At 58.3% G+C, this 14,494-nt stretch carries 10 protein-coding genes and 2 pseudogenes; 10 read left to right on the forward strand and 2 right to left on the reverse strand.

What is annotated here, in order from left to right; genetic code table 11:
• Positions 1–1,042: 1,042 nt before the first annotated feature.
• Positions 1,043–1,654: a TetR/AcrR family transcriptional regulator gene (locus VLA65_RS16750; RefSeq protein ID WP_332603134.1), complete on the reverse strand. Its 612-nt coding sequence runs from the start codon at positions 1,652–1,654 to the stop codon at positions 1,043–1,045.
• Positions 1,655–1,783: 129 nt separating this feature from the next.
• Here VLA65_RS16750 and VLA65_RS16755 point away from each other — a divergent pair, with 129 nt between their 5' ends.
• The 10 genes and pseudogenes from VLA65_RS16755 to VLA65_RS16800 all read left to right on the forward strand — a co-directional run bounded on the left by VLA65_RS16755 (position 1,784) and on the right by VLA65_RS16800 (position 12,581).
• Positions 1,784–3,451, forward strand: a complete 1,668-nt coding sequence (locus VLA65_RS16755; protein WP_332603135.1) for a CocE/NonD family hydrolase — start codon at positions 1,784–1,786, stop codon at positions 3,449–3,451.
• A 44-nt stretch (positions 3,452–3,495) separates the two neighbouring features.
• Positions 3,496–3,813, forward strand: coding sequence for a hypothetical protein (locus VLA65_RS16760; RefSeq protein WP_332603136.1), 318 nt, complete (start codon positions 3,496–3,498; stop codon positions 3,811–3,813).
• 94 nt (positions 3,814–3,907) lie between these two features.
• Positions 3,908–5,194 (forward strand): annotated as a pseudogene (locus tag VLA65_RS16765) (NAD(P)/FAD-dependent oxidoreductase).
• Positions 5,195–5,349: 155 nt separating this feature from the next.
• The gene (locus VLA65_RS16770; protein WP_332603137.1) at positions 5,350–5,706 is read left to right on the forward strand and encodes an amidase family protein; all 357 of its coding nucleotides are present in this window, start codon (positions 5,350–5,352) and stop codon (positions 5,704–5,706) included.
• Positions 5,707–6,116: 410 nt separating this feature from the next.
• Complete coding sequence (locus tag VLA65_RS16775; protein WP_332603138.1) at positions 6,117–7,562, forward strand: NAD(P)/FAD-dependent oxidoreductase; 1,446 nt, start codon at positions 6,117–6,119, stop codon at positions 7,560–7,562.
• The gene (locus VLA65_RS16780) at positions 7,559–7,930 is read left to right on the forward strand and encodes a cupin domain-containing protein (protein ID WP_332603139.1); all 372 of its coding nucleotides are present in this window, start codon (positions 7,559–7,561) and stop codon (positions 7,928–7,930) included. The genes VLA65_RS16775 and VLA65_RS16780 overlap by 4 nt, the downstream gene beginning before the upstream one ends.
• 5 nt (positions 7,931–7,935) lie before the next feature.
• Positions 7,936–9,435 carry a gamma-aminobutyraldehyde dehydrogenase gene (locus VLA65_RS16785; protein WP_332603140.1) on the forward strand — a complete coding sequence of 500 codons (1,500 nt, stop codon included), beginning with the start codon at positions 7,936–7,938 and terminating at the stop codon, positions 9,433–9,435.
• A gap of 325 nt (positions 9,436–9,760) precedes the next feature.
• A complete protein-coding gene (locus tag VLA65_RS16790; RefSeq protein ID WP_332603141.1) occupies positions 9,761–10,132 on the forward strand; it encodes a hypothetical protein in 372 nt (123 codons plus the stop codon).
• Positions 10,133–10,266: 134 nt separating this feature from the next.
• A pseudogene (locus VLA65_RS16795) lies at positions 10,267–11,778 on the forward strand (class I adenylate-forming enzyme family protein).
• Entirely contained in the window at positions 11,778–12,581 is an 804-nt protein-coding gene (locus VLA65_RS16800; protein ID WP_332603142.1) for a TIGR03084 family metal-binding protein, read from the forward strand. Before VLA65_RS16795 ends, VLA65_RS16800 begins: the two are co-directional and overlap by 1 nt.
• Positions 12,582–12,751: 170 nt before the next feature.
• Here the strand turns inward: VLA65_RS16800 and VLA65_RS16805 are convergent, their stop codons facing one another.
• Positions 12,752–14,419 (reverse strand): amidohydrolase, encoded by a 1,668-nt coding sequence (locus VLA65_RS16805; RefSeq protein ID WP_332603143.1) that lies wholly within the window; start codon positions 14,417–14,419, stop codon positions 12,752–12,754.
• Positions 14,420–14,494: the final 75 nt, after the last annotated feature.

Consider the following 14,494-nt stretch of genomic DNA (forward strand, 5'->3'; position numbering starts at 1 on the left):
CTCCCTCGGGCACCAAACACCCGAGGAATTCGAGCAGGCATACTATGCTCGAGAAATCGGCTCGTTACCCGACGACGCCGCCAACAAACAGGCGGCATGATTCCCGGGACGGTTCATCTTGTGACGTATACGTCGCCAATACCTATGACGACGAGTAAAATCGTCTGCCCATAAGCTTTCGCTGAGAGTAGTGGCGGGTCGGATGAACCTTTGGTTCGGCGCCCTGGCATGAAGGGTTAAGGGATCATGCAATGTCTTGCATGTGCAGAGCCAGAGGAGCGTAGGCGAAGATTCCGCGCCGAACCCTCGCCGGTTCGTTCTGCCCTTTCGAATCCATCCCACCTTAATCGCTTACCCGCAGCGCCCGCATGACGCAGGGTTACTCTTTACGGCTCTAACATGAGTCCATATTGCCTCCGTAGGTTCGCCTATTGTAGGACTCTTCGTCTTACTGGTCCTACTAGAAGCACCAGCGCGCCGAGTAGCTTTTTGTTCATGATCTATCTCGAAAGCTTGTGTACCGAATACAGGAAGTTGAAAAACTATTGGCGGCGCCGGCGTGGAAGAACATCCGTTTTGATGCCTGCCGGCAAACGTTGTCTGCGTCGCGACGATACGCGTGCAGCGCGTGGCAGGGGTTGACTTGTGAGCAACCCCGTGGGTTGCGGGCGGCCATCCTCCCTGGCAGAGCTTTCTGAAAATGGAGCTACGCCGTCCGCGACCAAGATGGTCTCGTCTAAGCAGCCCTTCCATCCATAGCCTCTTCTGGTGCCCGGGCTTGCGAGTCGGAGGCACGGGCTTGGATCGTACTTCTCGACAGTACGTTCCGAATGGAAGCTGTAGACATCGGCATCACCCTTCATGGACGGGGAAAGCAAGTTCAGGGCGCGCCCCGCTGTTGCACCATGATGCAGGCCACAGTTTTTGTTTGTCAACATTGACAAGAACGTAAAGCGTCGAGGGTTTGGCTCGACGAGGGGCTTGCCCGCCCCGCCGACTAGCGCTGAACTGTCAGCGAGGGTGCAACTCGGAGCAGTGGCGGTCAGCCATTCCTGGGAGCGGCCAGGTCCGACTTTTGCCTGAGGGCATCAATCATGTCGAATGCAACTCGCCGAGCGCCCTCGCGCCGACTGGCGGGGAACGGCAGTCGACTAAGGGAGCTCCCGCCCATGACCATGCACAGTAGGCTGTAGGCGTATCTCTCAGCGACATCCTCTGCAACGCCGGGCGCCGTCGCCTCGATGGCCTGGACCAGGAGGCCTTCGAGGCGACCGTACGCTTCGTAGACCTTCCCCTGTAGTTGGGCATCCTGCGCGGCGCCGTTCAGGATTGCCTCGATGACGGGATCGTCCGCGTTAGCTTCCAGACGCGGTCCAAAAAGGTACTCCACGAGCGAATGCAGTGCCCTATCGGAGTCGCTGTTCTGGATCGCCGCCGCCGTGTCCTCTAGATACGGGGTAATGGTCGCTGCCCAAACAGCCTCGATGATGTCATCGCGATTTCCCAGGAAGTGACGAATATGTGAACGGCTGAGGCCTGACGCAGCAGCAATGCGTTCGAGCGTTGTGGACGGCAGCCCTACTTCGGCAATGCTCGCCGACGCGGCGCGAATGATTTGGAGGCGGCGCTCCGCTGCGATACTTGGTCGGCCCATCATCTACTCCTTCATACTCCGTGAGTTTTAGTCTATGCCCGCACCTCTTGCCATCTTTGTATTTATTGTCATACTGGACAATAAACATTTCAACAGGGTTGAGCGGGCTCGGCCGTCGAAGGAAGATACATGCCAGGAAATACTGACACACTCCCCGGCGAAGTTCCGGAGAGTGCAACGCAATACCAAGTCCCAATGCGGGACCGTGTCCTACTCGCCACGGATGTGTACCTGCCTGCCGACTGCGGCGGTGCCGTGCCTGCAATTCTCGTTCGACTGCCGTACGACAAGAACAGTCGGTATGTGTTCATGAAGGAGGTAGCCGAACGAGTTACTGCGGATGGTTACGTCCTCGTTGTGCAGGATGTGCGCGGGAAGTTCCGCTCCCAAGGGGTCGCCATCGGCCCACTAAGCGAAGCGAATGATGGGTTTGACACCCTCGAATGGATTGTCCGACAGTCCTGGTCCGACGGAGCCGTGGGAATGTTCGGTGACTCGTACTACGGCTTCACTCAATGGGCGGCAGTGAGTTCAGCGCATCCGGCACTCAGGGCAATCGTTCCGCGCGTCACTAGTGCCAGGTTGCCTTTGTTTGAATCGTCGAGAAGCGGTGTGGTTGGTGAGGTTGAATGGCTTAATTTCATTAAGTACATCGCAGAGTGTTGGTCAGGGCGGTATCTTCCCGAAGTGCAGTTCAACTGGGAGTTGACCCCGTTGACGGCGGTGTTCGAGGACATGTTCGAGAGGACAGGGCTGCGGGCGCCGTGGTACGACCTCATGGTGCCGAGGGTCCAGCCTGTTCCGGTATTTTCCAATGGTCACCCCTTCGACCAGAAACCTATTCCCGTCATGCACACTGTTGGTTGGTACGACAATGTGGCCAAATGGTCATTCCGCGATTACATGGAACTCAGCAGCCGACCGGACTGGGCCCCCCTGCAATACCTGTGGGCCGACTCCGTGGATCATGAGAACTATCATCTCTCCTTGGCTCCAATCGCCCCTGAAGATGACCACAATGTGGATGCTGCCGCATTGCAGCGCATGCTTGACCTTTATATCGAACCGGCGTTGAAGTTCTTTGATGTTTTTTTGAAACGGTCTGAACCTGTGGAAAGTCTGCCTCGGGTGCAGTGGCACTTGGGGCACGACACGTACCGGACTTCCGAGATTTGGCCTCCTCCAGAGGCGCAGACGAAACGCCTCTACATCGGAGACTTGGAATCAGCTGGCAGCACCACGGGCGGGGTTCTCAGCAGCAGTCCCCCAGTAGTCCGGCAACACGCGCCGTGGAAGTACGATCCATCGTCACTCATTCCGTCGGCCGTTGACAATTCCTTTGCGTTCCTCTTCGACTATCCAGACGAAAGCCATATCGACGAGCTCGCCGGCGTGATTCATTTCGATAGTGAAGCAACCGATGGAGATATCGACTTCGCTGGTCCCGTGAATCTTTGGCTTAGTGTCGTCTCCTCGGCGCCCACAACGGATGTCTACGCCAGACTCCTGGACGTCTCACCCGGCGGAGGAACGCGGATGATCGTTCGTGGCGAAGCAGTGCTGCATCAGCCCAACGCAGACGAATTAGTGATGATCGAGCTAGGACATGTGGGCTATCGGCTACAGCGTGGACACCGTCTTCGGTTGCGATTGACCAACAGCGATTATCCGGAATATCCGCCGAACTCGGGCAGCAGCGAGGACAGGTGGACAGCACAGGAACGACGCAGTAGCGTCCAGGAGCTGACCACTGGCTCCACGGCTCCGGCACATCTGGAGTTCCACGTACTCGAATAGGGCTGTCTCTCAACTGATCCTGTCGCTAAGCATTGAGGAGTTCCATGTCTCGGTCTACCGATTCATCATTTGACCCGAAGCTCTGGGCCGGCGATCTGGCAATCGCCAATGCGCGAGTCATCACGATGGACCGATCCCGCCCGGAGGCCGAGGCTACCCTGATCCAGAACGGTCGAATATCCGCCGTTGGAGACAGCGAGGAAATCCTTACCATGGTGGCCGGGGCCACCGAGATTGTGGATTGGCAGGCCATCGCCTGTTCGAACTGGCCGTCACTTCAACCGTTCTCGGCGGCCGAATCGTGCACGAGAACTAAATCCACACAAACCAAACCAACGCGAAAGGTCCGTTGTGTCTTCTAGCGGCACCACTGCTAATGGAAACGTCTCGTTCTGGTGGACACAACAAGGCTTCCCGCCTGAGCGGGAGGCACTCCCCGGGTCTCTGGAGGCCGACGTGTGCATCGTGGGCGCTGGTTACACAGGTCTCTGGACTGCGTACTATCTGAACCGCTCGATGCCGTCGCTGGATGTCGTCATTCAGGAATCCCGATTTGCGGGCTTCGGCGCTTCCGGGCGCAACGGAGGCTGGCTTACGAACTCCATCACCGGCGGACGGTCGCAATACCTCTCCGCTAGATCCCGGGCCGCCGTCGAGTCAATGCAGAAAATCATGAATGATGCCGTAGACGAGGTTGCCCGTGTTGCCGCACGGGAGAACTTCGACATTGACTTCCAGAAGGGTGGAGAACTGAACGTTGCATACAACCAGGCTCAGCTCAGTAGACTCCGCAATGCCGCTGAGTCAGAATCGCGATGGATTTCATCCGGCGCCCAGCGCCTAACCGCTGCGGAGACCATTGACCGAGTCGGGGTTGCCGGTGCTCTCGGAGGGCTTTGGCATCCACACTGCGCACGTATTAATCCCGTCAAATTGGTGCGTGGCCTGGCGGAATCCGTGGAAAAACTCGGCGTGAAAATCTATGAACGTACGCTGGTATCAGAGATACGGCCCCAAGAGGCTGTTTCAAACCTCGGAACTGTACGGGCCCCTGTCATTATTCGGGCCACCGAAGGATTTACATCGAACATCAAAAAAGAGCACCGCACTTGGCTGCCCATGAACTCTTCGCTGATTGTCACGGAGCCTTTGGCCTCCCAGTTCTGGGACAGCGTTGGCTGGCAGGAGGGGGACGCTCTTGGGGACTTCGCACATGTATATATGTATGCGCAACGGACTGCAGATGATCGCATAGCCCTGGGCGGCCGCGGCCTACCTTATCGCTTCTGATCCAAGACAGACATGGATGGCGCAACCCAGCAGCAAAGCATTTATCGTCTAAAGCAGATACTGACCCGCCTGTTTCCTGCCGCGGCTTCGACGCACGTCGAGCACGCTTGGGCAGGGGTCCTGGGCGTCCCCCGTGATTGGTCGGCGACCATCGGCTTCGAGTCCTCGTCGGGCTTGGGCTGGGCTGGCGGGTATGTGGGTACGGGCGTGGCAACCACGAATGTTGCAGGTCGAACGCTTGCGGACCTCGTAACTGGCAGGTCCACTGAATTGACCAATTTGCCATGGGTGGGTCACCGGGTACACAAGTGGGAGATAGAGCCCGTTCGCTGGTTGGCCGTGAGGGGCCTCTACGGAGCCTACAACGCAGCGGACCGACTGGAAGCAACCTCCAATCGAAAAACCACGCCAATCATTGCCCGCGCTGCCAACTTTGTGTCCGGGCGCTCATAATGGCTCTATCCGAGAAGACGTCACAGTGCTAGCCTGTTTATTGTCACTATAGACAATCAACTTGGAGGCCGCCAAAGTTTCGAGCAGTTCCAAGGGCGGGGCCGCAAGGAAGCGGTGGCCGAATCGGAGAATCATCAAGAGAAGGATCTCATTCAATGAAGACAACGACTGGGCTGGAACAACTTTCGGCGATTGAGCAGGCAGCCCTCGTTCGGGCGGGTGACGTGTCGGTTGTCGAACTTGTCTGCGCTCACCTGGACCGTATTGAACGATACGATCCGCGGGTCAATGCCATCGTCACGCTCGATGCCGACTCTGCCCTGCGGGCCGCGGTGGAAGCAGACCGGGTGCCCGCTGAGCAGCGCGGAGCTCTCCACGGCTTGCCCATCGCCATCAAGGCCGCCGACACCGCGAACATGCGCACCACGTATGGACACCCGAGTATTGCAAACAATATTCCGCCAAAGACTCCCTGCACGTCGAACGGATTAGGAATGCCGGGGCCATCGTGATTGGGAAAACAAATGTTTGTTGACCGCTGCTGGATCGGACACGAGGCTCCTCCGTATCGTGCTGGCATTTGATCAGCTGGCCGCGCTGGCGCCCAGCGACCCGCTTGCCGTATAGCATCCTTCTCCCGACGAGGCCCCGGAGGAGAACAAGTCGCCGCGTGGCCCGCCTATGGCGGCTGGGTGTCCCCTCTCTTCACCTCAAAGATGACGGATCGGCATCGACTTGAATCGCGGGCAGAACCATGAGCCTCGGGCAACATCCCCGTCCTCGGCCAGTAATTCCGCCGGTCCGTACCTCCGCCAGTGCATCGGCCATGTAAATGGCATACATCATGCTGGCTCCTCGTTCGAGGTTTACCCCCTCAGCAAAGCAGGAGACCATTCCCCCCAATTAGTGAAGGAAAGAACTTGTGAGCCCCGCCAAACCCACGTTTTTCGAAGAAGCCGAGCGCCTGGTTGATTCCCGTATTGTTGAGAAGTCGCTAAGCAGCACGGTAAGGTACCCGTTCTGGCTTGACAGCAGCGAAGCCCCCGAACCCCTCCCGCCCTTGGACGGACATGATCTCTGCGATCTGGCAGTCATCGGTGGCGGGTACACCGGTCTCTGGACCGCGCTGATCGCCAAGGAACAGCATCCCGAGCGGACTGTGGTCCTGCTCGAAGCATCCAGGGTGGGTGGAGAAGCGTCAGGGCGCAACGGAGGCTTCTGCGAAGCGAGCCTAGTGCACGGGGAATCCAATGGAGAGCTCCATCTTCCCGCCGAAAACGAAAAACTCACTCAACTCGGCCTCGAGAACCTGCAAGGTATCCTCAGCACTCTTGAGAAGTACGGCATAGATTGCGACCTTCAGTCCAGTGGGAGGTTGCAGGTTGCCACCGAAGAGCACCAAGTTCAGTGGCTGCGCGATGAAGCCAACGGCCCGCAGCACCGGTTCTACAGCAAGTCTGAACTGGGCGAACTGATAAAGTCCGATGCCTTCTTGGCGGGGCTCTGGACAAAAGGCGACACAGTTCTTGTCAACCCAGCCAAACTGGCCTGGGGCCTGCGCCGGGTTTGCCTGCAGCTGGGTGTCCGGATCTACGAATCAACACCGGCGCTCAAGCTAAAGGACCGTGGCATCACTGTCGAAATCATCACTCACTCCGGGGCGGTGACGGCCAACAAGGTGGCGTTGGCAACGAACGCCTTCCCGTCACTACTAAAACGCCACCGCTTTTACACGGTTCCGGTCTACGACTACGCGCTCGTAACGGAGCCTTTGACCGAACAGCAGCGACAGGCCATCGGCTGGACAGTCCCTCATGGCCTGTCAGATTTGAACAACAGGTTCCACTACGCTCGGCCAATCATCGACGACGATGGGCAATGGCGGATCCTCTACGGAGGATACGACGCCCTCTATCGGTTCGGCGGAAAAATTGATGCCGCGCATTACGACAGTGAGGCCACGTATCGGAAACTGGTTGCCCACTTCATCGCAACCTTTCCCGAACTATCCGATCTGAAATTTTCGCATGCGTGGGGCGGTGTCATCGACACCTGCAGCCGCTTTTTCGCCTTCTTCGACATATCCATGCGCGGAAAAGTCGCATACTGCGCGGGTTTCACGGGCCTCGGTGTTGCGGCAACGCGCTTCGGAGCCCGCGCTATGCTGGACCTGCTCTCCGGGCAAGAGACACAGATAACTATGTTAGAGATGGTACGCCGCAAACCCCTGCCCTTCCCGCCGGAACCGGTTGCTTGGCTGGGAGTAAAGGCTATGTCCGCTGCACTATTCCGAGCCGACAGACGCAAAGGTCGCCGTGGACCACTCCTACGGATTATGGATGCCATCGGCATGGGCTTCGACTCATGAGCATCGGAAATGAACCTGCCCTTCGCCAAGTGGATGCCCTTCAACTACTGCTGAATCCCGACGAGCACTCCGTTGCTCCGTTGGCCGCTGCCACAGCGACGGCCCCGATCGGCGAGTCCTTCGGCCTCGACTTGGGTGTCTGGGAAATGACAGCCGGAAGCATGGACGACTGTGAAGTGGACGAAAGTTTCATTGTCCTATCCGGCAGGGCGACCGTCCATGTCCATGAGGACAACGGTTTCCCGGCCACAGAAATTGAGCTTGGCCCCGGGACGGTCGCCCGCCTGTTCAAGGGGATGCGCACCACCTGGATCGCGCACACATCATTGCGGAAAATTTACCTCATGCCGCAAGGCAGGACGGAATAAAGAGCATGACCAACCTCGAGCACCAGTATGTGAACGGGCAGCCCAAAAGGGGCGGGGGAAAAGTTCACACTTTGGTCAACCCCGCCACCGGCCTGCCCATCGAAGAGATCGCCTATGCGACCGCCGATGACGTGGATGCTGCCGTTCAGGCAGCGGGCAAGGCCTTTCTTTCATGGTCACGTCTTACTCCCGCTACGCGCTCCGAACACCTCCACGCGTTGGCGAATCAGATGTCACTGAAGGTTCCCGTATTCGCGGCTTTGGAGACTAAGCAGACGGGCAAGACAATCCGGATGTCGACGGAATTTGATGTCCCCGGAAGCTTGGATAATATCCGTTTCTTTGCCGGTGCCGCGCGGAATCGTCAGGGTCTCGCTGCGGGCCAGTACATGGACGGAACTACATCCATGACCCGCCGCGAGGCGTTGGGCGTCATAGGATCCATAGCCCCGTGGAACTATCCACTGCAAATGGCGGTTTGGAAGATCCTGCCCGCCATTGCCGCCGGAAATACCATCGTGCTTAAACCCAGCGAACTCACCCCAGGCACCGCATGGCTCTTGGCAGACTGCGCAGCCGCGGCCGGACTTCCCGACGGTGTACTCAATGTCGTAGTAGGGTCAGGCCGCGAGACTGGTGAAGCGATCGTAAATCACAAGTCAGTGGCGATGGTCTCGTTCACCGGATCAACTGCCGTAGGTCGCCACATCATGGGCATGGCGTCGCAGTCGGCGAAGCGAGTCCACTTGGAGCTGGGGGGGAAGGCCCCCTTTGTTGTCTTCGACGATGCGGACATCGAAGCCGCTGCACGCGGCGCCGTCGCGGCGTCGACCATCAACGGCGGCCAGGACTGCACTGCAGCCACACGTGCCTACGTCCACGATTCCGTGTTTGATCACTTCACTGGTCGCGTTGCAGAACTAATGGACCGCATGATCGTTGGGGACCCGACCGATCCCTCTACGGACATGGGTTCACTAATATCTGTAAACCACCGGGACCGCGTTGCTGGCTTCGTCGACCGGGCCCGCCAGACCGGAGCTACTGTCCTATCCGGAGGCTACAAACCTGAACTTGAGGGAGCCTTCTACCGTCCCACGCTTATCGTCGGTGCACCTCAGAACAGCGAAGCGGTGCAGGATGAAATCTTCGGGCCGGTCCTGACCGCACTCCGCTTCTCGAACGACACCGAAGCCATCTCGTTGGCCAACGACACCGAGTATGGATTGGCAGCATCCGCCTGGACTTCTGACGTTGACAGAGCGATGCGAGCTTCGGATGAGATAGAGGCGGGGTGCGTGTGGATCAATGATCACATTCCGCTTGTCTCCGACATGCCACACGGTGGTGTTAAGGCATCCGGCTTTGGCAAAGACATGAGTATCTACGCGTTGGAGGAATATACCAGCGTCAAGCACGTGATGATCAATCACGACAAACGTCCCAGTAAAGCCTGGCACGGCACCGTTTTCAAGGAAAACAGGCCTCCCAGCGAACGCCAGTAGGAACTCGCAGATGACCAACCAGTGCAGACCGTGAAAACAGATGGCCTGCGTGTTTCTGGAACTCAGCGGACGTCCGCACGGCGAAAAAACTAAGCCCTATGAATGCCGGCGAAGTACTGAGCACTCACCGGCGCGCGGCCCGGCGTCGCAAGTTGTACTGCAGATTTCCGGGCAGGGACCAGTCTCAACCAAGGGGCGGCCAGGCCTAGCCGTGGCCGCTCGAATCCATTTGCTGGGCCCAGCCGAAATCAGGCGACCTGGTTGGTGGCCGAGCTATCGGCTCCTTCGCAGATGCTAGCCCACTCCCCCTTCATCAAGGATCTAAATGAGCACAATTCACAGCACGATCAGCAATATGACGGCGGGGCCAACCGAATGCAGCAAAATTAATGCCAGCGATTCCTTTGTCCCAAGGCGGAACCGGGGGGTCGGCCCCTCAGCGGAGGCTGGTCCCGCCAGGAGCAAGGGAACTCTTACTGATTGTCAACCCTTGGATGACTGGAACCTGCTTGTTGGCAGGCGCATCGAGATCTACCTAAACGATCATCTGGTCAGGGTGGGAGTCGTTGATGATGCCATGCCGGACTCAAGCATTCTTTGGCTGGCGGCGGAGGGCAACCATCCTCGCGAACTGTTTGAGTGGGCAGAAGGTTACGTGGCGAGGCCAAGCTTCCAAGCCTCGCTTGCCTTGGTGTAAGTCGAAAGTCCATAGCGTGTGTTTCCGACTACTTTCAGCCAACTCAGCCCTGCAAGATTTGTACTTTCCATGGCTCGAGTGGCTGCTGGGAGCAGCCATCCAATACGCACCAACCCATTTCTGAGGAGGAATTAATGGGCAATCCTGTACCCTGGGTTGATTATCAAGCCGCCCGCGTACCACACAAGACTGCCTTGTGCGACCTGAGGGTGGGACGGTCCACCACATATGCCGCATTATTGGACCACACAAGCCGCTTGGCAGGATATCTGTCAAGGAATGGAGTCAGTAAGGGCGACCGTGTAGCCGTTTTGGCGCAAAACAACTCACGGGTATTTGAAGCGCTCTACGCCTGCGCCCGAATCGGCGCAATTATGGTCCCATTGAACTGGCGACTTTCGCCCCATGAGCTACGAGTAATTCTGGATGACTTCCAACCAGTACTCTTCATCCACGATGAAGCAAATGGCGGCCTTATATCTGATCTGCTCGAAACCGACCACACCGTGGACCGCTTGAGTTGGGGCTCTGGCCAGGATGACCACTACGACGAGATAGTGGCCACTTCTGCTCCCTCATCACGCCGCGAGGACCTCATTGACGATGACCCGTGGGTGATCATATACACCTCCGGTACAACCGGAGTACCCAAGGGCGCCGTCCATACTTTCCGAAGCGTTCGGGCCAACATCGAAAACTCAGCATTCGCCGGTGCGGTCAACAGCCAGACAGTGGCGCTGACGGTGCTGCCAACATTCCACGTAGCAGGACTGCATATTTACGCGAATGCAGCCCTCATGCACGGCGGCACAACTTTGATCATGCAGACGTTTGATGTCCGGCGGACATTGGAGCTTTTTCAAGATCAGGACATGGGCGTCACTCATTTTTGCGGAGTCCCCGCCAACTTCCAATTCATGGCCTCCTCCGAGCGTTTTGAGGACGCGAAGCTGCTGCCCATCAACGCTACAGTAGGAGGGTCCCCTGTTCCCCCGGCGATGATTGAACAGTGGCGAGAACGCGGTGTCAATGTCATGCCAATCTATGGTGCTACAGAAGCCGGATCCTCGTTGCTGGCGATGCCGCCACGCGGACGCGACGGTCCGTCCGCGGTTGGCGTCCCGGTCATGCATGCCGAAGCCAGCATCCGGGACGCCGACGGCGTCCCTCTGGCCGCGGGCTCCGTGGGCGAGCTCTGGATTCGCGGGCCTATGGTCATGCAGGGCTACTGGAACAAGAAAGCGGAGTCGCTCGCTGCTATCGGCCCTGATGGATGGCTGCGCACGGGTGATGCGGCCAGCCGCGACGACGATGGCATATTCCATATTGTGGACCGGTGGAAGGACATGTATATCGCAGGAGGCGAAAACGTCTACCCGGCAGAGGTCGAGAACGTGCTGTATCAGCATCCTGCCGTGGTTCTGGCAGCGGTAGTAGGTCAGCCGGACGTTAAATGGGGAGAGGTTGGAAGGGCTTTTGTTGTCCTGAACACAACGTCTTGCTCACCTTAGGACCTTCGCTCGTGGTGCCGGGAAAGGTTGGCGCCGTACAAGATCCCGTTTCTCGTTGACATCGTTGATGATCTACCGCGAAATGCGACTGGAAAGATCATGAAGAACGAATTGCGCCGCAAGGTTTCAGGCTGATGGCGGTCTCTTTGCTCGACGACCTCGTGCAAGACTGGGCCGATGAAACGGCAACCTTGGAATCATTGCTGAATTCTGTGGAACCATCAGACTGGGACATGGCGACGCCTGCTCACGGCTGGCGTATAGGGCACCAGATTGCCCATCTCGCGTGGACCGACGAGATGCTCGTCTTGGCTCTTTCCGCGCCGGAAAAGTTCGCTGCCCTCCGCAGGCTGGTTCTGCTTGACGGGGAGGGAGCTGTCGATGCGGCGGCACGTGCCGGCGCCGCCGTCCCACCCGCGCAGATTAAACGCCGCTGGATCGATTACCAGCAGCGCGCCACGGCACTTGTGCGAGACACGGACCCTTCATTGCGCGTACCTTGGTTTGGGCCAGCAATGGGTTTGTCGTCGGCCGTGAGCGCCAGAATCATGGAGACTTTTGCCCATGGCCAAGACATTCGGGACGCCCTTGGAGTGGGAGCTTGCCCGTCGCGGCGACTACGCCATGTTGCCTATCTGGCAGTTGCGGCCCGCTCGTATAGTTTCCAGATTAATGGTCTTCGCCTTCCCACCCAAGACGTCCGCGTCGAACTCTCCTACCAGGACGAGATGTGGGCTTGGGGCGGAGAGGAGGCTAAGGAGCGGGTCAGCGGACCCGCTCTGGACTTCGCCTTGCTGGCTACACGCCGGCGGCACGTTGAGGATGTCTCGGTCAGTGCGGTCGGGCCAATCGCCGAGGTCTGGCTAAGCGTAATCCAGGGATACGCCGGTCCCCCGGGCAAGGGACGTAATCCGCTTGCCAACCATTCACCGCATTGAGGTAGGTGCCAACGGGCGAAACCCGAAGCTCATCTGGCAGGGGCATTCGCAACAAATGAGAAAGTCCCCTGAAGGCCCAGTGAGACTTTGCCACGCTCCGGCTGCTTCGTGCCGCGCCCTAGAAAGTTGAGGATGCCCGACCAGGCAACAGAGTGGCCGGGCACCCTCGGCTAGGGACCTGTAACTTGGGCCGCCGGATTACTTGCCGATCGCATTGCCCGATCAACATCATGGTCGGACGCCTCGTCGGCTGGTCGGTGCGACCGATATTCCAGCTGCCCTCCGATCCAAACTTCCTGGACGACACTGTCACGCAAAGCATCGTTGCTATCGAAGACACCACCATCCAGAATTACAAGGTCGGCGAGGAACCCGACGGCGATACGCCCAGTGCTGTCGGCCCGTCCATTAACGAACGCAGATCCGGTCGTGTATGCGGTCATCATTGTGATCGAATCCAACCGGTCATCCTCTGCCAGCTTTGTGCGCCCTTCTGGATCGATGAAATAGCCGCTGGCGTTACGGATACACACCAATGGATCCGGCGTGGTGACCGGCCAGTCACTCCCCGCAGCCAGGTTGCCGCCTGCTGCATGGATTCGGCCAAAAGGATACTCAAGGTCCTCAGGATGGTCCACACTGGTGGATTCATGGAGGTGGTCGTGAAGAACCGGGGTCCCCAGCCAGAATCCTTGGACGTTTGCTGTAACTCCCAGCTGCGCAAAGCGTCGAAAGTCGGCCTCGGAGACCACAAAAAGGTGTGCGATGTGATGGTGTCGGGGCTTGGTTCCATTCTTCTTGATGGCTTCTTCCACCGCGTCTAGGATCCAGTGGGTAGTCGCGTCGCCGTAGGAGTGATAGTGGACGCTGAAACCGTCAGCGTCGAGGGCAACCGTCGCCTCTTGAATTGCCGCTGAATCCATAAATAGCAGATCAGCCCCATCAACCATCATCTTCACGGTGTCAGCAATAATGCGGTGAGGCCCAGCTACGCTCTCCAACTGTTTGCGACGTTCCAGGAGTTCGGGTATTTGCTCCACGCCTCGACGCTGATCCCACCAGAGTGCCGTTGTCAGGCGCAGCTTGAGACCACCGTTCTTGAGCAGCTCACGGTAGGCCTCATGGAGGTCCGGCATGCCGAGTCCGTCGCCGACCAGCGCATCCTGCACCGAGGTGATACCCATCCGGATAACGTGGTCCTGCGCGCGAAGAATCGCATCCATTCTGTCCTGCGTGCTGAGCTCCGGCATGCCAGCGCGAATGGCGGTGATGGATTCTTCCTCGACCATACCCGTGGGAAATCCGTCTTTATCCCTCCGGAAGAACCCACGTTCGGGGTCTGCGGTATCCTCGTCCACTGCCGAAGCCTTCAGCGCGGCAGTGCTGACCCACGCACCGTGGCGATCGAAAGAACTGAAGAAAGCCGGTCGGCCCCCCACAAGTTCGTCAAGCTTCCGGCGGTTTGGCCCTTCGGGATAGGGGAAAACTCTCCTGTCCCAACCTCCTCCGGTAACCCACGGAAGATCCGGGTTCTCATCGCTGTATGCGGCGATCACAGCGTACACTTCCTCCGCGGTTTTAAGACCGGCAAGATTGCAGGTAAGCAGATCGTCGCCGCCGGCTCCCATGTGTATGTGGGCATCCTGGAATCCCGGCATGAGCAACTTGCCGCTGATGTCATGAATCTCCGCGTCATTGAGCTCGAGTTGGCCAGTTGGGGCAACGCGAGCGATCCGCCCACCCTCCACCAAAACGTCTAGGGCACGCGGAGCGGAGTAGCCCGCTGTCCACACTTTCCCTCCGATGAACGCGGTCCTTCGCGAGGATTGATTGGTCATATGATTGGGTCCTTTCTGCCATTTCAATTGTCAGGAATGAGTTTGAGCTGACACCAGCGACGTATATTTGGACGG

Source organism: Arthrobacter sp. S2(2024) (genome assembly GCF_036662515.1).
GTDB lineage: Bacteria > Actinomycetota > Actinomycetes > Actinomycetales > Micrococcaceae > Arthrobacter.